A 23,835-nucleotide genomic window follows, 5' to 3' on the forward strand; every position below is an offset into this window, starting at 1 on the left:
GGGTTATTAATATTGTTTTTATCTTTGCGGACAGTAATTGTAAATATATAGTATGTCTGAAATAAGAAAGCTGAAAATAACGGAAATGAACCGTCTGACGGTGGAAGAATTCAAGGAGGCGGACAAGCTTCCTTTGGTAGTTGTACTTGATGAAGTGAGAAGTTTGCACAACATTGGTGCCGTATTCCGTACTTCGGACGCTTTTCTTGTCAACAGGATATATCTTTGCGGAATTACAGCCACTCCTCCTAATGCAGAGATGCACAAGACGGCTTTGGGGGCAGAAAATACAGTTGACTGGAAATATTGTCAGAACACACAGGATGCTGTAAATGAGTTGCATGAAGCTGGATATACAGTATTGTCGATAGAACAGTGCGAAGGTAGTACGATGCTTGGTGATATGGTTCTGGATAGGGACAAGAAATATGCCATAGTAATGGGAAATGAGGTAAAAGGAGTAAAACAGGAGGTTGTTGACATGTGCGACGGATGTATAGAGATACCTCAGTATGGCACAAAACATTCACTTAATGTATCCGTAACTGCCGGAATTGTGTTATGGGAGTTTGCCAACAAGCTTATGGAGTTCAGAAATAACTGTTGATAACATTATTAATAACGTAATTATCCACAATATAAACATTTGTAAATCATGTGTTTATATTGTGGATAAATGTTTTATAGCTGTCCGTTTTCAACAAGAGTAATTATACGTTCCACCATCTCGTCTTCATCTTCAGGTCTGTATTCTTTTTTGAGGCTGGCACCGAACAGTGCGGCGAATGTCTGATAGAATCCGGCTTTGAAAGGTCCCATGAAAGCTTTAACCAGTTGGTATGATGATTGGTTACATTCACGGTTTACCAACTTTATCAACAATTTACCCTGTGAAAATGTCAATTTCTTCATTCTTGGGGTGTATTGCTCCTTCAATCCTTTCTCTACAGCCTTGATATGTTTGTCTTTGGCTTTTTCGTCGGGGAGAGTTTCCAGATATTCGTAGGTTTCTATTACAATGTTTCTTATTTCCTTTGCTATAGGTAGTGTCTTCTTTACGTCCCTAACCAGGCGATAATAATATCTTTCCTGTTTTTTATTTTTAAACCTCATTTTAGGGTACACATATACATTTCTTAGAGTTATATATGGTATAGTGTCTCCTTCATAGACACATACTTTGACCATATATCCTCTGTTATTTGGGGAATCCTGTGCTCTCAATTCAGGAATTGTTAAAAAGCACATTATTGTCAATATGTATATGTATTTACTCATTGACGCAAAAATAGGAATAAAAACAATTATATGGTTGATAAAAGTATTATTTTTTGTTGTTCATAATTTTATCAACATAATGTGGATAAGTAGGTTACTTCTTTATATTTCAATAAGTTATGTTTTTATAACTTGTTTATATTCTCAGTCTGATATTGTAGAATGGAGTGAAATGTCGGTGGATGATGAAAATCTGTCATCGTGGATGGAACAATATGAAGAATTGTCCGAAATAGCCGAAAATCCGTTCAATTTTAACACTTTGACGAAAGAGCAGCTTGAACAGTTGCCTTTTCTATCTGACAAGATGATTGAAAACATACTTTATTATGTTTATAAGTACGGTCCTGTGGTAAGTAAAAATGAATTGTTGGGAGTGGAAGGAATGGACTGGCAGACAAGGAAGTTTCTTGAGCATTTCATCTACATAGGTCCGGCTAAGGATGAAGAAGAAAAGTTCAGTTTCAAGCGTATGATGAAATATAACCGGCAGGAATTAACAACACGTGTTGATATCCCGTTAAATCAGAAAGCAGGATATGCTGACTATCCTGATAATGTGCTTATTGACAGTCCTAACAAAAAGTATTATGGCAGTTCGTTATATAATAACATGCGTTACAGATTTGAGTATAATAAGCAGGTTTATTTCGGAATTACAGCAGAGAAAGATTCTGGTGAACCTTTCTTCAGACTTTATAACAGGAAGGGATATGACTTTTATTCAGCTTATCTTTATTTGCAGAATATTGGTCGGTTCAAGTCTGTGACTTTAGGTAATTATAAGGCATCATTTGGATACGGACTTGTTATGAACATGGGTTTCAGTATGGGGAAATATACTTCATCTTCATCGCTGAGGCGTACCGGACAGGGAATTTTAAAATACACTTCTACTGGAGAATATAATTATCTTCAGGGAATAGCTGCTACTTATAAATTTTCGAAAAGATGGGATGCGACGCTTTTCTATTCGTTCAGAAATATGGATGCACGTGTTGAAAACCAGTTCATAAGGTCGTTGAAAACTGATGGATATCATAGACTGTATAAGGATATTGAAAAGAAAAATACTATATATAATCACGTGACAGGCAGTAACTTAACATATAATGGAAAGAATGTTGAATATGGATTAACAGCTGTTTATAACTGTTTTAATAAAGTGTTGAATCCTGATTATCAGATTTACAATCATTACTATCCGCGTGGAAAGGATTTTTTCAATGCCGGGGTATTCTATAAATTTTTCTTTAACAAACTTATGATTTCCGGAGAGACGGCAGTTGACAAATGTGGAGCAATCGCAACAATCAATTCTTTGTGTTATTCACCGACTGTTGATACAGATATAACACTTATCAACAGATATTATGACAAAAAATATCAGAGTCTTTATGCAAATTCTTTTGGTGAAAACTCAAGGACCCAGAATGAAACAGGTGTTTATTTATGTCTGGAAACCAGTGCTATACGGAATACAAAGTTATTATGCTATGTTGATTACTTCTATTTTCCATGGAAAAGATATCGTGTGGATATGGCAGGTACATCGGGAATAGAGGGAGTTTGCCAGTTGAGTTATTCACATAGCAATTCACTGTCTATGTTGATAAAGTACAGTGTAAAAAACAAGGCTCAGAACTATACTGCAGACGATGGTGGGAAGTATGTTTTGCCATATATCCGTCATAGAGCAAGGTATCAGGTAAATTATTCACTGAATGATAATAACTCTGTTAAAGTTTTGGCAGATTATACCAATACAGGATATTTAGGTCAGGGAACTGCAAACGGTTTTCTGCTTTCTGCTTTGGCCAATTTAGGTCATGGATCGTTTCCGGTGAAAGCATCCGTAAGCGGTGCTTGGTTTTCAACAGATGATTATAACTCACGTGTATATCTTTATGAACCGGGATTGCTTTATGCCTTTTCCATGTCTTCGTTTTATGGAAAAGGAACAAGGACAGCATTTAAATTACAGTATAATTACAGGAAATTCCTAATGCTTCAGGCTAAATTCGGATGGACACACTATACCGACAGAAATACCATCAGCTCAGGTACAGAAGAAATTCAGGGTAATAACAAGGCTGACATACAGTTTCAGTTGAGAATAAAATGGTAACCGCATGTTGATAACGTACTGATATTTTCCTTATTTTTGCGTCTAACTAACAACTAATAGCTAACAACTATAAAATTACAAAAAACAATGTCAACAATAATATACCCTTCTCCTATTTTCGGACCTATACACAGCCGTCGTCTTGGAGTGTCATTAGGAATTAATCTTCTGCCTGCAGACGGTAAGTTCTGTTCTTTCGACTGTATTTATTGCGAGTGCGGTTATAATAAAGACCATCGTCCGAAAAAGAAACTTCCAACACGTGAAGAAGTAAAGACAGCTCTTGAAGCAAGGCTTATTGACATGAAAGCAAACGGACCATTTCCTGATGTGTTGACATTTGCCGGAAACGGTGAACCTACTGCTCATCCTCATTTTGCAGAAATCATAGACGATACGATTGAGCTTAGAGATAAGTATTTTCCACAGGCTAAAGTAAGCGTATTGAGCAATTCAACATTCATTCATAAACCGGAAGTCTTCAATGCCCTGATGAAAGTTGACAATAATATCCTGAAGCTTGATACGGTTAATATCGACTATATAAACACTGTTGATAAACCTGTTGGAAACTATGATCTGAACCGCATAATCGACTGTATGAAAGCATTTAACGGTCAGTTGATAATCCAGACCATGTTCCTGAAAGGAGCTACAGACGAAGGTGTGGATGTTGATAATACACATGATGATTATGTGCTTCCGTGGCTTGAAGCTGTAAAGCAGATTGCTCCGCGTCAGGTTATGATTTATACCATCGACCGTGAGACACCGGACACTCATCTTCAGAAAGCTACTCATGAGGAATTGGACAGAATATTACATATGCTGGAAGATGCAGGGATAAAGGCTAGTGCTTCGTATTGATTTACGAAGCACTTTTTTTTGTGAATATGGTTTATATAATTGGTGTATAATCTATTATTAATTATCTTTGTGCAAAGTACAAACCTTATTCAAAACCATTTATATGAAATTATTAATCACATTATCACTTTTAGCTTTTGGTGGAACATTGGTTTCCGCTCAAAAAATTCCTTCCGTTTATAAGCCTGTAAAAAAGGAAATATACCATAAAGGATGGATAGATTTCAACAAGAATGGTGTAAAGGATGTTTATGAAGATCCTTCTGCGCCACTTGACAGTCGTATTGAAGACCTTCTGAGCCAGATGACCATGGAAGAGAAAACATGTCAGATGGTAACTCTTTATGGTTACAAACGTGTACTAAAAGATGACCTTCCTACTCCAGAATGGAAAAATTCATTGTGGAAAGATGGTATAGGTGCCATAGACGAACATCTTAATGGCTTTCAGCAGTGGGGACTTCCTCCATCGGACAATCCTAACGTATGGCCGGCATCACGTCACGCATGGGCTTTGAACGAGGTACAACGGTTCTTTGTAGAAGAAACCAGACTTGGTATTCCTGTTGATTTCACTAACGAAGGTATCCGCGGAGTGGAGAGTTATCGTGCTACTAACTTCCCTACCCAACTCGGTATCGGACACACATGGAACAGAAATCTTGTGCGCCGTATAGGAGAAATAACCGGATATGAGGCACGCATGTTGGGATATACCAATGTTTATGCACCTATTCTTGATGTAGGTCGTGACCAGCGTTGGGGACGATACGAAGAGGTTTATGGTGAGTCACCGTATCTTGTTGCCGAACTAGGTATAGAGATGGTGAAAGGAATGCAAAAAGACTATCAGGTGGCAGCAACAGCAAAACACTTTGTAGCTTACAGCAATAACAAGGGAGCACGTGAAGGTATGGCGCGAGTTGACCCTCAGATGCCGCCACGTGAAGTAGAGATGATACATGTATATCCTTTCAAGAGAGTGATTCAGGAAACTGGTTTGCTTGGTGTTATGAGCTCATATAATGATTACGACGGTATTCCGGTTCAAGGCAGTTATTATTGGCTCACAGAGCGTTTGCGTGGAGAAATGGGATTCCGTGGATATGTAGTTTCGGACAGTGATGCTGTGGAATATCTGTATACCAAACACGGGACTGCAAAAGATATGAAAGAGGCCGTGCGTCAGAGTGTTGAGGCTGGACTAAATGTCAGATGTACTTTCCGTTCTCCTGAATCGTATGTAAAACCATTAAGAGAACTTGTAAAAGAAGGAGGTATTAGCGAAGAGACTATCAATAACAGAGTACGTGATATATTAAGAGTAAAATTCCTAGTTGGATTGTTCGATTCGCCTTACCAGATGCAATTGGCAGAAGCTGACAAGGTTGTTGAAAACCCTGAACATGAAGCTCTGGCTCTTCAGGCATCCCGCGAAAGTATTGTACTTCTGAAGAACGATAATAATACTCTTCCTTTGGATATAAATAAAGTGAAGACTATATCTGTTTGTGGTCCTAATGCAAACGAAGAAGGTTATGCATTGACACACTATGGTCCTCTTGCAGTGGATGTTACTACAGTACTTGAGGGTATAAAGGATAAAGTTTCAGGAAAGGCCGAAGTGCTTTACACTAAAGGTTGCGACCTTGTTGACGCAAACTGGCCTGAGAGTGAAATCATAGACTATCCGCTTACTGCAGACGAGAAAAAGGAAATTGACATAGCTGTTGAAAACGCATTGAAATCTGATGTTGCTGTAGTTGTTTTGGGAGGAGGACAGCGTACATGCGGAGAGAACAAGTCGCGTACAAGTCTTGAACTTCCGGGACGTCAGTTGCAGTTACTTCAGGCTGTTCAAGCTACCGGAAAACCAGTTGTTCTTGTTTTGATAAACGGTCGTCCGCTATCTGTGAACTGGGCTGACAGGTTTGTTCCTGCAATCCTTGAAGCATGGTATCCTGGTTCAAAAGGTGGAACAGCAGTTGCTGATATATTGTTTGGCGATTATAATCCGGGTGGAAAGCTCACTGTAACATTCCCTAAAACTGTAGGACAGATACCGTTTAATTTCCCTGCAAAGCCTGCTTCGCAGGTTGATGGAGGAAAAAATCCAGGTCTCAAAGGAAATATGTCACGCATCAATGGTCCGCTTTATCCATTCGGTTATGGTTTAAGTTATACTACTTTCGAATATTCTGATATACAGATAAGCCCTAAGGTTATCACTCCAAAAGAGACTGCAACAGTAACTCTGAAAGTAAAAAACACCGGAAACATGGCAGGAGATGAGGTAGTACAGTTATATACACGAGATGTAGTGAGCAGTGTCACAACGTACGAAAAGAATCTTGCCGGTTTCGAACGTGTTCATTTGCAGCCGGGAGAAACAAAAGAAGTGAAATTTACTATCGACAGAAAGCATCTTGAACTTCTTGATGCAGATATGAAGTGGGTGGTAGAACCAGGAGAGTTTGTAGTAATGGCAGGAGCATCATCCGAGGATATCAGACAGTCTGTAGTGCTTAATGTAGAGGATTATCATATACGTAACGCACGTTTGGAAGCCGAGAAATCAGAAAAACCGGTATCGGCAAGCACAAATCCGGAAGATGTGATGAAAGTTTTGGATGGTGACAACACCACTTACTGGCAAGGAAACAAGGGTGATTATCTGACATTTGCACTGAAAGGAAATCCTAAGGTGGATGAAGTGTCGATAACTTTCGTGCGTGAGAATAATCTTCCTTCAACATTCGAAATACAGCTTTCAGGTGGTGGAGGACAGTTCCTAACAGTTTATAATGGAACAGTAACCGAATATGGTAAACCGATAACTTATACATTTAAGGGAACAACAGCCAGCGACCTGAGAATATTGCTTAACGATGACCGTGTGGGAGTGGCTGAAGTAAATATCGTAAGATAATAATAATCAAATAAATAAATAGCTGTTTAAACAGTATTTGAACACTGTTTAAACAGCTATTATTATATATAGTCATTAGCGTATCAATCGGCTTTACTCACTGTAACTTGTGTCTTTCCTGTAATAGAAGGCTTTATTATATTTAATCTGATACGATAAATATGTGTCATTTTCCAGTTTGATGTCAAATTCTTGTCATTGAGAGGAATAGTTTCTACAGTAGGCTTGAATACATCGTTATCAAATTTCATTTTTAGTGTGAAATCTGAATGTTTTAATAACAAACATCCATTCTTCACTTCCGGAGTACATACAGTCATGAAATTCAATATCTGCTGTGAGTTATCATTCAGTTTTTCTAATTTCCACTGGTCAGAAACTATAAATTCACGATTGCGTTTAAGAGTATAAGAACGGATCCAACTGGAAACTCCGGCTTCTTTAGGATATGCAGAAGCTATATCGGCACTGAAAAAAACATTCCTACCTTTGTCTGAAAATCTTACATCTTTTGCACGATATTGTTTTCCATCATGTTGGTCTAAACCATTTATTGTAGGAAGATTGTGATATCCTGACTGCATAGTCCATATTGAATAACGTTCGCTGCTAAATGTTTTCTTGGTATAAACTCCCACTCCAACATCTATTAAAACAGGCTTTCCATTAAAATACAACATACAACTACCTACGTCATTATGATTGTGAGGTACTCCATTATTGCTTCCATGTGCGGCAAAATAGAAACCTTTGTCAGATTGGCGTGAGTCTCTTGCTACTGCTAGTTGACTGTCTTCAAAATAATAAGAGAGTTCTTCAATAGAAGCGCCTTCACCATCCAGAATTTCTTGGGCATCCAATACATCATCCAGCAACCTGGCAAACAAGCTACCTGTGTGTAATTTGTTTTTCCAGTCATTATTACGTGCGAAATCGGAAGCAAATCCCATTAACTGTCTGTCGTTTATTCTTTTGCCATACAAATATACTGCTCCTGGACTTACAAAACATCTGGCAGCTGCATCTGAAAAGTTCACAAAATACTGGTCGTTTATATTTACTCTGCGTATATAGCTACCTATATTCTTTATTTTCTCATTCGAGAATATATTTACTTTACCTCCGGTTGCTCTATCCAGCAAATCAAGAAACTTTATCAGATTAGCTCCTGCATGGCCGAAATAAGATGGTCCTTCCTCGCATGCACCGTCTGGATTTTGTACATCAATATAATAATCAACAGAACGCATTAGCTGGAAAATATATTTTGCTTTGTCAGAAGGATCATTTTCCAGTAACAACACAGCTTGCAGCATGTTATAATTGATCCAGATATTCCAGTTGTTTACTTCTCTTCCTGTAAATCCCATCCACCAATAATCAGTGCGCGCGTAATAAGGATTTATCAATCGTTCATAAACTGTATTTTTTATTCTTTTGGCTATTAGAGGGCTGACTTTATCCAATTCCTCATGTAAAAAATAATATATCCAGGCCATTTGAGCTCCTATATCTGCAACTACAAGTTCTACTGTAGGTTCTTCAGGATCGGGAAGTCCGGACTGATCTTTCTGGAAATAGGCATGAGCAGAATGTACCCATGAAACTTCACACAGAAACCATGCACCATTTATAATGGCGTCTATGAAACGTCCTTTACCTTCCACCAATTCTGCTAAAAGAAGAGTATTAAGTGTCATCTGGTTTTTCCTGCCGGTCAGAATTTGTCCATTACGTTTATAAGCCAGATAGTCTGTCGCAAGATCAGGCTTCCATTGATATGACAAGGCCTTTTCACCTTCCTTGATAATGTTCTCGCGAATATCGGAAGGAATACGTCTGTCCCATTCCGAGCGGTCCTTATAAGAAGGATAATTTATCCACTGTTCAGTTGGCAGTAATGCTGTTTTCAGCTGTTCAATAGTGAGGCTGTTTTCCAGTAAGTTAGTTTCTTTCGCATTAATTCCGAAAGAACAACATAAAATACAAATAATTGAAAAGATAATTTTTTTCATATATTAGTCATAAAATTAAGTGATAGTATTTTTCCTACAGGTTTGTCAAATGCTTTTCCACAGTCTTTACAGACATATTCCCAGTGTTCCGTTCCCGGAGGAGACTCAGATAGCATGGTAATTCCTTCATTTTCAGGTGTACCTTTTATCACTCTTGTCTGAAATAATTTATAACATGTTATCAGTTTTACGGTTCTCATATAAGATTCAAGATTATTGTTCTTTACAAAGATATATAAAAACATATATTTTACTTTCGGTATAAAAGGAGATTTTTACATTTCTAATACAAATTCTTTCTCAAAAACTATTACTTAGACAATAAATTTCTATAACTTTAAACTCTGTGAGTGTATTATATAAAGTATGTTGATTAGAAAAAGTTTAGATTATATTCTTACTATGATTAGGAAAGTGTATTTGATTGTATTTATATTCCTTGCAATTGTGTCACTTAAACTGAATGCACAATATTTTCATAATCTTGATGTCAATAACGGTTTGTCCCAGCCTTCGGTTATGGCAATAGGTCAAGATACATTAGGAAGAATGTGGTTTGGAACGAGAGAGGGGTTGAATGTATATGATGGTGGTAGAATAACATCATATAAAGGCGAAGTGGATAATGGTGAAAATGGAAAGTTATGGATAGGTAATAGTGTGTCATATATAGTATCGGATAATCTTTCTGATAGAAGCAAGATATTTTTTATTTCAGATTTCTTCTTATATTCTTATGATGTGGAGTCGGACTTGTTCAGCAGGATTGATGCTGAAGGAGATGTGACAGCAATTACGGAATATTCTATTTGCACAAAAAAATAATCTTTTCTTATATAATCTTCTGAGTAAAAAGAAATCAATCTTTAAGATTTTACCGGAGGATACACATATCAATGTGATTGATATAAATAAGGAAAATATGTATATAGGAACAACCAATGGCGTAATAATATCACCTGTTAAAGCTGTTTGGGAGGAACAATGTATTCTTGATGGAGAAGATATATATAGAATTTTTGAAGATTCGAGACATGATTTTTGGATTGGAACCAGAATGAAAGGACTTTATAGATTAAGTAATGATAATCTGGAGAAGGTTCCGTTGTGTCCGAATGGAGTAAACGGAATCATTGATCCTCAGATTCGTGAATTTGTGGAAGATGACGATGGGAATGTATGGTTTGGAACTTTTATGGGACTTCAGAAATATGATGCAAAAAATAAAATTTATTCTGCGGTGAATATTCCTCAATATGTAGGTGGATTGAATCATCCGTCAATATTTTCTCTTTATAAAGACCGCCAGGGAACAATATGGGCTGGCAGTTATTTTGGAGGAGTAAACTATTTTAATCCAACAAAAAACAGCGTAATACATTATGATTATCAGGCAAAAGAATTGTCAGGTCTATATTATTCCTATATAGGCGAAATGGTAATTGATAAAAACGACAATTTGTGGATAAGTACAGATGGTGGTGGAATAAGCTGTATAGATAGAAATTGGAAAATAGTAAAACAGTTTACTTCGCAATCATCCTCGCATGGAATTCCTCATAATAATATTAAGAGTCTGTGTTATGATGAGTCCAATAATATGCTTTATATAGGTACACATCTTGGTGGTCTGTCACGATATGATATCAATAAAGGTGTATTTTATAATTATATGACTGATAATAAATCATCATTGGATAATCCTGGTGAGATTATACATCACATAGAAAACTGGAAAAATGGAATAGTCATTTCTTCAAGAGAAGGAATTTTTTTTCTTGATACAAAACAGAATGTATTTAAAAAATATCCTGATTTTTTTGAAGAAACTTTGACTTTTGATATTGATGAGAATGATGTTTTTTATGCTACAAAAGGAAATGACATAATGGCTATATCCTTGAACGAACCTTATAAACGGCAAATAATAGAACTTCATATTCAGGGAGAAATATCACATATATTGTCTGCACAGAACCGACTGTACATTTCTACGCTCGGAAGCGGTTTACTGGTATATGACATATCAACAAAAAGACTTGAAACTTATACTAAGGATAATAGTAATCTTCCTAGTAATTATTGCTATGTGTCACAGTTAACATCAAATGGGAAACTAATGATTACTGGTGATAAAGGGATAACTATGTTTGATACAACCGGAAAAACATTTTCCACTATAAAACAGAATTATCTGAAAGCACCTATTATATGGGGATGCGGAATTTGTGTTGCACCCAATAATGTCATTTATGTAGGAGATACGAAAGGTATTACACGAGTGGAGGAATCGGACTTTCTGACTCCAATGCAACAGCAGCAACCGATATATTTTTCCGGTATTTACGTGAATAACAATCTTATTCATCCTTCGGAGAATGGAGGTATATTAAGCAAGATATTGGCTTTTACTCACGAATTAAAATTGTCTGCATCGGAAAATAATCTTATAATTGAGTTTGCAAGTTCCGATTATATTGATAGGCATGTACAGCAGATTTATGAATATAAACTTGAGGGATTCGATGATGCCTGGACTTCCACGGCAGTTCCTTTTGTTCGTTATACAAATCTTACTCCTGGAAAGTATGTATTGTGTGTACGTACTGGAGGTGAAAATGGAAAGAATGTAGCCAGACTTGATATCAATATTCAATCTCCATGGTATAACACCTGGTATGCATGGGTATTATATTTGATTACATTTACGAGTATAACGTGGTTAATTGTACGCTATAAGAATGAGAAGAAGAATCTTGCGTATTCACTTGAGAAAGAAAGATTTGAAAAACATCATATCGAACAGTTGAATCATGAGAAACTTGTATTCTTTACGAATGTCAGCCATGAATTCCGTACCCCATTAACACTGATAATAAGTCATATAGATACTTTATTGCAGATTCCTAATCTACAACCGGTTGTTTATAACAAGGTATTGAAATTAAAACAGAACGCGCAATACATGTATAGTCTGATATCTGACCTGTTGGATTTCAGGAAGTTTACACAGAATAAATATACCTTACATTTGGTGCAAAGGGATATTTGCTCTTTCGTAAAGGATATATTTTCTGTTTTTAGTGATTTTGCCGGACGTAAAGGATTAAAGTATGAATTCCATTCGGAAGTAGAGAATTTATTGTGCTGGTTTGATTCAAGTTTATTGGAAAAGGTTTTTTTCAATTTGCTTTCGAATGCACTTAAGTACACAGAAGAAGGGTGTGTGGAAATAAACATCACATCGTCTGGAGATAGTGTGGATATTTCCATACGTGATACAGGAAAAGGTATATCTGCCGAAGATTCTACGCGTATTTTCGAACGTTTTTACCAGATTGAAGACAAGAATGATGATTACACATCAACAGGTACTGGTATAGGACTAGCATTTACAAAAAGTATTGTTGAAAAACATCATGGTAAAATCCTGTTGGACAGTAAATTAGGTGAAGGTAGTATATTTACGGTGAGACTTCCATTAGGTGATTCAGAATATGTTAATGACCCGCACGTGCACTTTATAGAGGAGAATAGGGAAAACCTGGGTGAAATAAAGAATTATGTTGATATGGAGGTTGATACTGAGATAAGCAGACCTGATGATAATTCACTTCTGGAAGAAAATAATGAAGAGAAAAAATATAGTGTACTGATTGTAGAAGACAATGCTGAGTTGCTTAAGGTTCTTGATAATCTGTTTTCTCCATTTTATTTTGTTATAACAGCTGTCAATGGCAAAGAGGGATTGGATAAGGCTAACGAATATAAACCGGATCTTATCGTTTCAGATATAATGATGCCGGAGATGTCGGGCACAGAGATGTGTATGAGAATAAAGAATAATATTGATTTATGTCATATTCCAGTTATACTTCTTACTGCATTAAACACTGTAGAACAGAATATTGAGGGACTTAACAGAGGGGCCGACGATTATATATCGAAGCCGTTTAATTCAAATATCCTTCTAGCTAGAGCCAATAGTCTTGTTAGGAACAGATTGTTGATTCATAATCAGATACGTAAGAAACCGATAACTGAAGTAGATCTTACAAGTATAAATTTACTTGATCAGGATATTCTTAAAAGGACTTCCGAAGCTATTGAGGCACATATAGATGATACGGAATTCGACGTTCCGGAATTATGTAAGGAGATAGGTATCGGACGTTCGGTTCTTTACTCAAAATTTAAGGCTTTGACTGGTATGACACCAAATAATTTCATATTGAATTACAGATTGAAGTATGCTGCCGCAATGCTTCTTAAATATCCGGATTTGCCTGTAGCTGAAATAGGTGATAAATGTGGTTTCAGTTCGCCGGTTTATTTCAGCAGATGTTTCAAAAATCAGTATGGAGTTACTCCACAAGTTTATCGGAAAAATTCGACAAATAACGAAAAATAAAAAAAGCACCTTGATAGGCGCTTTTTTTATTTAATATGCTATTACCATCCAGGATTCTGTCCGGCTGCAAGATCAGGATTCTTTTCACATTCTGATTGTGGGAATGGCCACAGATAATCTCTTTCTGCAACTACACGTGTGTAATAAGCTTTGTAAGCAGCAATACCATATACAGGACCTGCCAGAGTCTCAAGAAGTTTCCATCTCTTCATATCGCTGAAGCTATGACCTTCTGCCGCCAATTCTACTGCACGTTCGTGACGCAGGCGAGCGAATACTTCTTCCTGTGTATTGGCAGCCAAATCAGGATTACCGCTGTTGATACCAGGCATTTCTACACCTTTTCTTGCGCGTACCATATTGATATATTTCACAGCATTGTCTTTGTCAAATCCTGACTCTGAGAAAATATAACATTCGGCCAACATCAGATACACATCTGCCAGACGGATAAGTGGGAAGTTGATAGGAGTATCGGCACGGTTGTTTATAGCTCCGTCCATATCGTTTTCGGCAACAAACTTACGGAATGGATAGTACTCATAGTTTCCGTTTACACGGATGAATCCGTTTGTCTCATTACAGATACCGGTTTTCTTAGTCATTACGAATTCAGTATCTTTAGCCTTGTTGCTTACCCAACCTTTAAAATGAGTGTAAGGTAGTATTACCGTTGCAGCCATTCTAGGGTCGCGGTTTTCATACATGTTCAGCAATTCCTGTCTGTGTGGAGTGTACTGATCAATTTTCTTGTAGTCACTGGTAAGTGTTGAATAGAATATTTCCTCCCTCATAGGGTAAGTATTGTTGTTAACATCATTGTATGTTGGGAATCCGCTCCATCCGTATTCAGCTTCGGGATCAGTCCAGCTGAATTTTGAACCGTTTTTCCATTCATACGAGTCTACCAGATTTACAGAAGCCATTACATTGTTCCAGCAGCTTCCGAATGCGGCTCTTGTACCCATATAGAATGTGGTTGGCATACCGAAATCCTGTCCAATACCACCAATATTCTGTATTGCAAAAATCATTTCGCTACTTTCATCACCACCGGGTTTGAAAAGGTTTGCAAATGGATCTTCACCTTCTTCATACAGTTTATACTTTCCTATATATTTTGAGTCAGGTGTTTCACCAATCAATTCATTGAAACAAGTTTTTGCTTCATCATATCTTTTCGCATAAAGAAGTACTTTTCCTTTAAGTGCAAGTGCGGCTCCTGAAGTAGCTCTTCCTTTATTTACGTCGTCCCATTCCAAAGGCAAGTACTTTATACCCTCTTCAAGGTCTTCCAATATGAATTTTCTTACAGTTTCAATATCACTCTTTGGCTTGAGCATATTCATGAAATCGTTTGCAACGACAGTTGTTTCATCGTAGATAGGAACTCCACCCCAGAAATCCATAAGAGTAAAGTAATATAATGCACGCATGAACTTTGCTTCAGCCTTATACTGACTTGTCAGCTCTGGTGTCATATTACAATTGTCTATATTCTGCAAAACGATGTTGGCACGTGCGATTCCCTCATAAAGTTTCTGGAATTTATTGTTTACAAAACCTTCTGTGCTTGTATATGTACCTCTGGCGATAGTTGCGTATGAAGCAGGGTCGTAACCGCTACCAACACCTCCAAGGCAATCAAAACCAAACTGTCTGCCAAATACATCGTCGTCTTTCATCAGGGCATACACACCCATCATAGCCTGATCGGCATGTTTCTGGCTCTGGAAGAATGTACCGGAACTTAATTGATCTTCAGGATAAACATCCAAATCATAACATCCTGTTGTGAATGTCAACGAAGCAGCCAAAACTGCAATTAATTTATATTTTTTCATAATGATAAATCATAATTGGTTATAAAATACTATGTTAGAAAGATACATTAATACCTACTACCACATTTTTCATGGCCGGATATCCCAAAGTTCCTCCCAATTCAGGATCAAATCCTCTAAAGGAAGTAAATGTGAAGAAATTCTCCATACTTCCGTAAACACGGATACGTTCAAGAGAAGTTTTCTCTACGATTGATTTAGGCAAAGTGTATCCTAACTGTATGTTACGTATTTTCAGGAATGAAAGATCTTGCAGATAGAAATCACTCATCTGTTTGTTCTTTGTATTAGAATATTCAAGAAGTCTAGGATAAGTGGCATCAGTTCTTCCTTCGTACCAGCGTCCTTCAACCACTTCTTTATTCATTTGATAACCATAGCGTACAGAAGCTGTGTTTGCCAAATCATGCTGCCAGTAAGTCTTGGCTCCTGCCTGACCCTGGAAGAGAATTGAGAAATCAAATCCTTTGTAAGAGGCATTCATGTTAAGACCGAACTGGAACTTAGGGTTAGGACCGTCGCTTACTATTTCTCTATCATCCAGATTTATCAAACCGTCGCCGTTAGTATCCTTGTACAGGAAGTCACCTTTTTCAGGCTTGCCTGAAGAGAAGATTTCATTATCAGTAATGTCATTACCATATATCTGTTTGGCATTGTCAATGATTTGCTGTACTAATGCCAAATCTTCATCAGTCTGGATAATACGGTCTACTCTCAAAAGGTATTGTGAATTAATGGAATGTCCTTCCCAGATTACATTTGCTCCACTAATGCTCATACCACCTTTGTCTTTTCCTTTAAACTTGTTTACAATATTCTTCACATATGTAAAGTTACCGTTGATTCCGTATGAGAAATCACCTACCTTGTCCTGCCATCCTAAAGTAAATTCCACACCCTGGTTGGTTACGATTGCACTGTTCTGCTTTGGAATATCTGCAGATCCGTGTACCAAAGGAGCCGGAAGGTTGATAAGGATATCCTTAGTGCGTTTGTGGAAATAGTCAACAGTTCCTGTAAATCTGTTGTTGAAGAATCCGAAGTCAAGACCAACGTTTGTCATATAAGTTGATTCCCAAGTAAGGTTCGGATTGGCAAGTCTTGTCTGTATAAGACCCTGAACCAACAGATTGTTCAATGCATAGTTACTGTCTTTGATAGCGTATGTAGCAAGTGCGTCATAGTTTCCTACAGAGTTGTTACCTAATGAACCGTAAGAAACTCTGAGCTTCAAGTTGCTGAGTCCTTTGTCCATTGCATCTTTCATGAATTCTTCCTGGTCAATTCTCCATGCAAATGAACCTGAAGGGAAGTAACCTGTTCTCTTATTAGAGAGGAATCGTGAAGACTGGTCGGCACGAAGGTTTAATTCGAGCAGATATTTGTTATTCCAGTCAAGGTTTACACGTCCGAAGAAAGAACGCATAGCCCATTCGCTGCTTGAACCTGATGCGCTTGCATCTCCTGTAGCTCCGTTTATCACCCACAGACTGTAGTCAATAAGGTCATATTTACTTGCCTGGAAGTTGTGAGAGTAGTATTTTTCCTGGCTGGCACCAATCATGGCATTCAGTCCTAACTGGTCATTCACAAAACGGTTTTCATATCTGGCTACAACATCATTGAAATAGCGCTGTGTTTTACCGTCGTAATTCATGATGCTTGATTTGCCTTCTGTAGTACGTGTTATAACATCGTCTCTGAAGTTCCACTGTTCCAAAATTACAGGTTTGCGTTTTCTTTCTTCATCAACGAATTCGTATGAATAAGAACCTGTGATGCTGAATCCTTCGAATGGCTTTATTGTACCTACAAAACGTGTTCTTAAGTTGTGCTTTGCAATGTTACCAGCAACTCGGTTGAGACGTACAAGAGGATTATTTACGGCACTCTGTGCATCATCTTCAGGGTTGTTCATTGCACCGTATCTTCCGTCTGGAGCACGGAACACCATACCCGGTGTTGTAGCCGATGCATAAGTAAATACATCATCTACAGCTGTACCACTGCTAGTATATTTTGCGGCCGGATCCATGTTTGAAACATATCCGTTTATGTAAGCTCCTAATGTCAGCCAAGATCTGACGTCAGCTGTAACATTGAGTCGTCCGCTATATTTTTCAAATCCTGTGTTATCCATTACTCCAGGATTGTTTTCATATCCGAAAGAAGAATAGAATTTAACTTTCTCACTACCTCCGCTCATAGAGATCACATGATTGTGAGATACAGAATTCTTGAATGTATCATCCATGAAGTTTGAGTTAGGATAGCGCAAAGGGTCTTTTCCTTCATTGTCTCTCCATTCCTGAATTACACCGGAAGAGAACTTTTCATTCATTTTTGAATTTCTGTATCCTTCATTGATATATTCCATGTAGTCCGCATAATTTGATACAGGATCCATAGAACCAGGAATAGAAGGAGATGTAAATGACACGTATCCGTTGTAATCAAGTTTGACTTTACCTGATTTACCCTGTTTTGTAGTAATCAAGATGACACCGTTTGCTGCACGGGAACCGTAGATTGCAGAAGAAGCGGCATCTTTCAGGACAGTCATTGATTCAATATCCTGTGGATTGACTGTGTTTATACCGGCTTCTGCTCCATCAATGATAACAAGAGGGGATGAATCATTAAGTGTACCTTGACCACGCACCTTGATAGATGCATTATCATTACCAGGCTGATTGCTGGACATCTGTACGTTAACTCCGGCTGCAAGACCCGCAAGTGCATGTGATACGTTAGTGATAGGACGGCTTTCTGTCAGCTCGCTTACATTAATAGTAGAAAGAGATCCTGACAAGTTCACCTTCTTTTGTGTACCGTATCCTACAACAACAACTTCTTCCAAAGTCTTAGAGTCTTCTTTAAGGTTAACAGTTATATCGTTTGTAGTAGAAGTAACCTTAATTTCCTGAGTGTTGAAACCAATGTAGGAAATCTGAAGTACACACTCTGTTGGAACATTTAATGTAAAGTTTCCGTCTATGTCGGTAATTGTTCCATTTGTAGTTCCCTTAACCAATACGTTTGCACCGATAATTGGTTCGCCTGTTGCATCGAGAACTTTACCATTAATAGTTTTTTGTTGTAAGATACTTTCTATAGCATCGGCATGAGGTGAAGATGATTCATTTGCTGCTACAACCATGCCTGATGCAAAAAAAGCTAAAGACGCTCCTGCTAAAAATCTAACCATGGAGCTTGAATAATTCTTAGCACTTTCCATAAGTATAAGTTTAAGTTTATAAATCAATACTTCGCAAAGATTGTTGCTTTTTGTGAATATTGTTATAAAAATTGTCCGATAAATATATAAAAATTGTCCGAAAATGTCTTTGGAAGATTTTTATATTGATTGTTTTATTTCACTCTTTTAAGCATAATTTATTGATATATAGAGTGTTAGTTTCAAGGGTGATTACTTCTCATGTCAAAAACTATAGAAAATAAAGAATTATTGTGTTTTAAAGTTCTCTTAAGATATTAATGATTAACATTTATACAATTTATACACTTACAATGTACAATATTGCTATTCGGTTTTATTATAAAAATATAATATTGCATTGTTAATTATAAACAACTAATATAATGAAAACAAAAAGTATTTTTTCTTTAATCGTATTGTTTTTTCTTTCATGTATTAATGTAGCAGCCTATACAGAAAGAAATTATCTCCAGAATGTAGTATCGCAGGAAAATCTTGCAAATTGTCTTGTCCTGAACCAGAAATGGGTTACTTATCCTTCCTATAACGACCGTGAGGGGTGGAACCGTTTTTTAGGAGAATATAAAGATGAGATAATAAAGAATGGTGAAGCTCTTTTGGATTATACTTGGAAGGTTGTGAGGGCTACAGATTATCTGGAATTTGAGAGAAGTGGGAACAGAGTGGTTATGGAGCGTCCTTTTAATGATAATAATCAGGCTATAGTAAAACTGATGCTTGCCGAACTAGCAGAAGGAAAAGGCCGATTTGTGGATCAGCTGATAAACGGTGTGTTTCATACTTGCGAGATGACATCATGGGCATTGTCTGCTCATCTGATTACTCAACCCACTCATCGTGCTTTGCCTACTCCTACTTATCCGCTGATTGATCTGACAGCAGGAGATTTGGGAGGTCTTCTATCGTGGGTATATTATTTTATGCATGATGAATTCGATAAGGTTGATCCTGAAATATCCCGTAGATTATATAATGAGTTGGATGAAAGAATCATGAAACCTTATCTTGAGAATGACAGTTTCTGGTGGATGGCCGTGAACTATAATGGACAAATGCTCAATAACTGGAATCCATGGTGCAACAGCAATTGTCTTATGACGTTTATGTTGCTTGAAAATGATCCGGACAGACTTTCAAAAGCTGTTTATCGCAGCATGCAGTCTGTTGATAAGTTCCTGAATTATGTTCATTCCGACGGAGCTTGTGAAGAAGGACCGTCCTATTGGGGACATGCTCCTGGCAAATGCCTTGATTATCTTGTTCTGCTTGATTGGATTACCGGGGGAAAAGTTTCAATTTTTGATAATCCTCAAATCAAGGCCATGGGTGAATATATAGCCAGGAGCTATGTAGGAAATGGTTGGGTTGTTAACTTTGCAGATGCCTCTGCCAAAGGAGGTGGAGATCCTTTTCTTATTTTCAGATACGGAAAGGCTGTTGACAGTGATCTGATGAAACAGTTTGCTGCCATGTTGAATAATGGCCGCAAGATTTCTTTTGCCGGGCGTGATTTGTTCAGAATATTTGAGTCTTTTATTATAAACAAGGATTTGTCTGAATATCAACAGGAATATACAGGCGACCGTTATACATGGTATCCTGAAACTGAATTCTATTATGTAAGAAACAACAAGGCTTTTCTGGCTGCAAAGGGTGGATATAACGATGAGAGTCATAATCATAATGATGCCGGAAGTTTCTCTTTATGGGTAAACGATATGCCGATTATGATTGATGCAGGTGTAGGAACATATACACGACAGACATTCAGCAGCGAGAGATATACAATATGGACTATGCAGAGTAATTATCATAATCTTCCTATTATTAATGGCATACCTCAGAAAAACGGCCGCAAATATAAGGCTACGGATGTGAAGGCTTCCCGAAAAGGATTCTCTGCAAATATTGCAACCGCTTATCCTGAAGAGGCAGGTGTGAAAACATGGATCAGGTCGTACGAGATGAAATCCGGTGAGCTGACTGTAAACGACCGCTTCGAACTAGATGAGGTTAAATCGGAAAACATTATTAACTTCCTGACATGGGGTGATGTGGTTATAAAAGACGGAAAAGTGGAAATATCAGTGAATGGAGTAAAGGCTCAGGTTAAATATGACAATAGAAAGTTCGATGTGAAAAAAGAATCTGTCAAGCTTACTGATAAAAAACTAAGCAACGTATGGGGAGACGAGATTTACAGACTTTCATTTATAGCAAAAGATAAAAAGATAAAGGACAGTTACATTTTTAAAATTATTTATTAAGTATAAACTTTAAATTTATTCGTGGGTTATGAAAAAATTTAGTTTTTTATTGAGTTCTTGTGTGATGGCCGTGGCTTGTACCATTGGAGGTTGTACGGATAAACCTGAAAGAGTGGAAAAAACATGGTCGGAGCAGTCGGTAGAGAATGCCTATAATCAGATTAAACTTGAGATTGATACGATTGAGGCAAGTGGTAAAATATTGAATCCTGTGACATTGAAAAAAAACGGAGAAGTATATTATTGTGGATATGCAGACTGGAGAAGCGGATTTTTTCCGGGAAGTGTGTGGTATCTTTATGAACTGACAGGCGACAATACTCTTCTTCCTCTGGCACAGAAATATACCGAGGCATTGGATGAGGCAAAGAATCTTACATGGCATCATGACATTGGCTTTATAATTAACTGCAGTTATGGAAACGGACTCAGACTTTCCGGAAAAAACGGATATAAAGATGTGATGATTGAAGCAGCCAAATCATTATGTACACGTTTCAGAGAAAAACCCGGAACCATACAGAGCTGGAATGTGACAGGAAACAGTTGGCAGGCACAGAGAGGATGGGAATGTCCGGTTATAATAGATAATATGATGAATCTTGAGCTTCTGTTTGAGGCAACAGAATTGTCTGGCGATTCTACTTTCTATAAGGTAGCTGTTTCGCATGCCGACAGGACAATGAAGGAGCAGTTCCGTCCTGATGGAAGCTGCTATCACGTGATTGATTACAGTATTTCTGATGGCAGCGTAAGACATCGCCACACGGCTCAGGGATATTCTCATGAATCCGCTTGGTCGCGAGGACAGGCTTGGGCTATTTATGGATATACAATGTGCTACAGATATACAGGCGACAAGAAATATCTGGAACAGGCTATAAAGACATTCAATTTTATGAAAGATCATCCTAGGATGCCTGAAGACCTTGTTCCTTACTGGGATATGGATGCGCCGAATATTCCAAACGAGCCAAGAGATGCATCTTCAGCTTCTGTTATTGCTTCTGCGCTTTATGAATTGAGTACATACGATAATCAGTTCGACTATAGGGGATATGCCGATAAAATAATGAAGAGTCTTTCTTCAGAGAACTATACAGCAAAATTGGGAGAGAACGGACGCTTCGTACTTATGCATTCAGTGGGAAGCATACCTCACAACAGTGAAATTGATGTTCCACTGAATTATGCCGATTATTACTATCTGGAGGCTTTAAAACGGAAAATGGACTTGGAAAAGGTAGGTAAATCTCTATCTGAAAAAGAATAAAAGCTGATAATAATTAAAGTGAGTTGGAAATAATCCCGTCATTGACATAAATTTAGTCAATGGCGGGATTTTTGGTAATTTAATTGTTTTTTATTAAAAAATATCTTATATTTGGAGTGCTATTGTTTAACCACAAAAAAATAACTATGAAACATGTACTTAAAAAAATCATTAATTTGTCTTTAATGACAATGTTATTGTTCTCTTATTCATGCGCTAGTGATGAATACATAGAAAATGCTCCTACTAAAGTCAAAGAAAAAACATTAATGGTTAAGATGTCTGTTAATGAAGCAAATGCTGTAAAAATTAAAAAAATAGGAAGTTCTGAAATTTCAGAAAAAGAAGCTATTGCTTTAGTTCGTGATAGATTTATGAATAAAAACAAATCTTTAGTAGTCAATTCATGTAAGAAAGTAAGCTTACCTGGTATTCAAACGAGAAATTCTGAAGAAAAAACAGGATACTATGTAGTAGAATTTGGCTCAGAAGGTAATGAAGGCTTCTCTATAGTATCTGCAGACAGACGAGTAGAAGAGGTTTTTGCTTTTTCTGAATCAGGTTCTTTGAATGATACAGTTTACAATGAGGGCTTAAAATTGTTTTGTAATAGATTACCTCATTACATAAAAAATAAAATAAATAATTTTAATACTGATTCATTGTACAATGCTGTTGTTTCACGTATACCTAAAAGTAGAATTAATTGGATAGATGATGGATGTGTTCATTATTATTATGCCCAATATGGCTTTATACCAGATCCGGATTTTGTATATATGGGAGAAGAAACTCAAGGTTCAGAGTCTCAGCATGGAATTATTTTGACTACAAAATGGTCACAAACTTATCCATATAATAACAAACTACCATATGTATCGAATGATAAAAGAGCTTATGTAGGTTGTGCAATTGTTGCTATGTTACAGATTATGGCATATCATAAAGTTAACTATGGAACTGTAACAACATCAGATTGGATAAATTTTACACAAACATCACAATGTTATGATGAAGAATTGCAGGATTGTATTCTTTCAATTTTCAATAATATTCCAAATAAAGATGTTACTATTGGTGGAACAGGTATTTCTGCTGAAAAAATTAGAGACTTTTTAAATAATAATGGATATGTGGCTGATTTAATGGATTATGATTCTAATAAAATGAGATATCCAGCATATGTCCGTGGTACAGATAGGATAGATGGAGAAGGACATGCATGGGTTGTTGATAGTGAAATGATTTCTCATTATATAACTTATGACAAGTATGAAAAGGATGATGGTTATGATATTTGGCGAATATATGTAGAAAAACAAGAGAATTTTGGTCCTCTTTATGTTCATTGTAATTGGGGTTGGGGAGGCTCAAGCGATGGTTGGTATAAAAATGAGGTTTTCTCAAAATCAAATGCTTTTGATTATTCTATTAATTTAAGACTTATAAATGTGAAACCACGAAATTAAATGTATGAAATTCCCATGAGATAAAAAAATCACGCCAAAGAGAATGTAAATAGTCAAGCTGAAGTTACCTTTGTATAGTGTAACCCTAAATGTATCAGTTATGGCAGAAG

General features: G+C 37.0%; 14 protein-coding genes. 9 read left to right on the forward strand and 5 right to left on the reverse strand.

Features of this window, described 5'->3' with window-relative positions; translation table 11 throughout:
- Positions 1–61 precede the first annotated feature (61 nt).
- Complete coding sequence (locus OCV82_RS13575; RefSeq protein ID WP_154044911.1) at positions 62–607, forward strand: RNA methyltransferase; 546 nt, start codon at positions 62–64, stop codon at positions 605–607.
- Between the two features lie 74 nt (positions 608–681).
- Here the strand turns inward: OCV82_RS13575 and OCV82_RS13580 are convergent, their stop codons facing one another.
- Positions 682–1,248, reverse strand: a complete 567-nt coding sequence (locus OCV82_RS13580) for a DUF4294 domain-containing protein (protein ID WP_262543725.1) — start codon at positions 1,246–1,248, stop codon at positions 682–684.
- 109 nt (positions 1,249–1,357) lie between these two features.
- Between OCV82_RS13580 and OCV82_RS13585 the strand changes: the two genes are divergently transcribed.
- From OCV82_RS13585 to OCV82_RS13595, 3 genes are all read left to right on the forward strand, one after another.
- Positions 1,358–3,406 (forward strand): helix-hairpin-helix domain-containing protein, encoded by a 2,049-nt coding sequence (locus OCV82_RS13585; RefSeq protein ID WP_154044902.1) that lies wholly within the window; start codon positions 1,358–1,360, stop codon positions 3,404–3,406.
- Between the two features lie 87 nt (positions 3,407–3,493).
- Positions 3,494–4,273 (forward strand): radical SAM protein, encoded by a 780-nt coding sequence (locus OCV82_RS13590; RefSeq protein WP_154044903.1) that lies wholly within the window; start codon positions 3,494–3,496, stop codon positions 4,271–4,273.
- Between the two features lie 103 nt (positions 4,274–4,376).
- The gene (locus OCV82_RS13595; protein ID WP_154044904.1) at positions 4,377–7,202 is read left to right on the forward strand and encodes a beta-glucosidase; all 2,826 of its coding nucleotides are present in this window, start codon (positions 4,377–4,379) and stop codon (positions 7,200–7,202) included.
- An 83-nt stretch (positions 7,203–7,285) separates the two neighbouring features.
- On the opposite strand, the gene OCV82_RS13600 is transcribed toward OCV82_RS13595, so the two are convergent.
- Together OCV82_RS13600 and OCV82_RS13605 are read right to left on the reverse strand one after the other, a co-directional pair.
- The gene (locus tag OCV82_RS13600) at positions 7,286–9,217 is read right to left on the reverse strand and encodes a heparinase II/III domain-containing protein (protein ID WP_154044905.1); all 1,932 of its coding nucleotides are present in this window, start codon (positions 9,215–9,217) and stop codon (positions 7,286–7,288) included.
- A complete protein-coding gene (locus tag OCV82_RS13605; RefSeq protein ID WP_154044906.1) occupies positions 9,214–9,417 on the reverse strand; it encodes a hypothetical protein in 204 nt (67 codons plus the stop codon). Before OCV82_RS13605 ends, OCV82_RS13600 begins: the two co-directional genes overlap by 4 nt.
- 202 nt (positions 9,418–9,619) lie before the next feature.
- Between OCV82_RS13605 and OCV82_RS13610 the strand changes: the two genes are divergently transcribed.
- Entirely contained in the window at positions 9,620–10,042 is a 423-nt protein-coding gene (locus OCV82_RS13610; RefSeq protein ID WP_262543729.1) for a two-component regulator propeller domain-containing protein, read from the forward strand.
- A 97-nt stretch (positions 10,043–10,139) separates the two neighbouring features.
- A complete protein-coding gene (locus OCV82_RS13615) occupies positions 10,140–13,628 on the forward strand; it encodes a hybrid sensor histidine kinase/response regulator transcription factor (protein ID WP_262543731.1) in 3,489 nt (1,162 codons plus the stop codon).
- 41 nt (positions 13,629–13,669) lie between these two features.
- Here the strand turns inward: OCV82_RS13615 and OCV82_RS13620 are convergent, their stop codons facing one another.
- Positions 13,670–15,472, reverse strand: a complete 1,803-nt coding sequence (locus tag OCV82_RS13620) for a RagB/SusD family nutrient uptake outer membrane protein (protein WP_154044907.1) — start codon at positions 15,470–15,472, stop codon at positions 13,670–13,672.
- 34 nt (positions 15,473–15,506) lie between these two features.
- The gene (locus tag OCV82_RS13625) at positions 15,507–18,713 is read right to left on the reverse strand and encodes a SusC/RagA family TonB-linked outer membrane protein (RefSeq protein WP_154044908.1); all 3,207 of its coding nucleotides are present in this window, start codon (positions 18,711–18,713) and stop codon (positions 15,507–15,509) included.
- 365 nt (positions 18,714–19,078) lie between these two features.
- Here OCV82_RS13625 and OCV82_RS13630 point away from each other — a divergent pair, with 365 nt between their 5' ends.
- From OCV82_RS13630 to OCV82_RS13640, 3 genes are all read left to right on the forward strand, one after another.
- Entirely contained in the window at positions 19,079–20,983 is a 1,905-nt protein-coding gene (locus OCV82_RS13630) for a heparinase II/III domain-containing protein (RefSeq protein ID WP_154044909.1), read from the forward strand.
- Between the two features lie 28 nt (positions 20,984–21,011).
- Positions 21,012–22,256, forward strand: coding sequence for a glycoside hydrolase family 88 protein (locus tag OCV82_RS13635; RefSeq protein WP_375338166.1), 1,245 nt, complete (start codon positions 21,012–21,014; stop codon positions 22,254–22,256).
- A gap of 146 nt (positions 22,257–22,402) precedes the next feature.
- On the forward strand, positions 22,403–23,725 hold the full coding sequence (locus OCV82_RS13640; RefSeq protein WP_154044910.1) for a C10 family peptidase: 1,323 nt from the start codon (positions 22,403–22,405) through the stop codon (positions 23,723–23,725).
- Positions 23,726–23,835 lie beyond the last annotated feature (110 nt).

The sequence above is a fragment of the Bacteroides cellulolyticus genome (assembly GCF_025567135.1).
GTDB classification, from domain to species: Bacteria; Bacteroidota; Bacteroidia; order Bacteroidales; family Bacteroidaceae; genus Phocaeicola; species Phocaeicola cellulolyticus.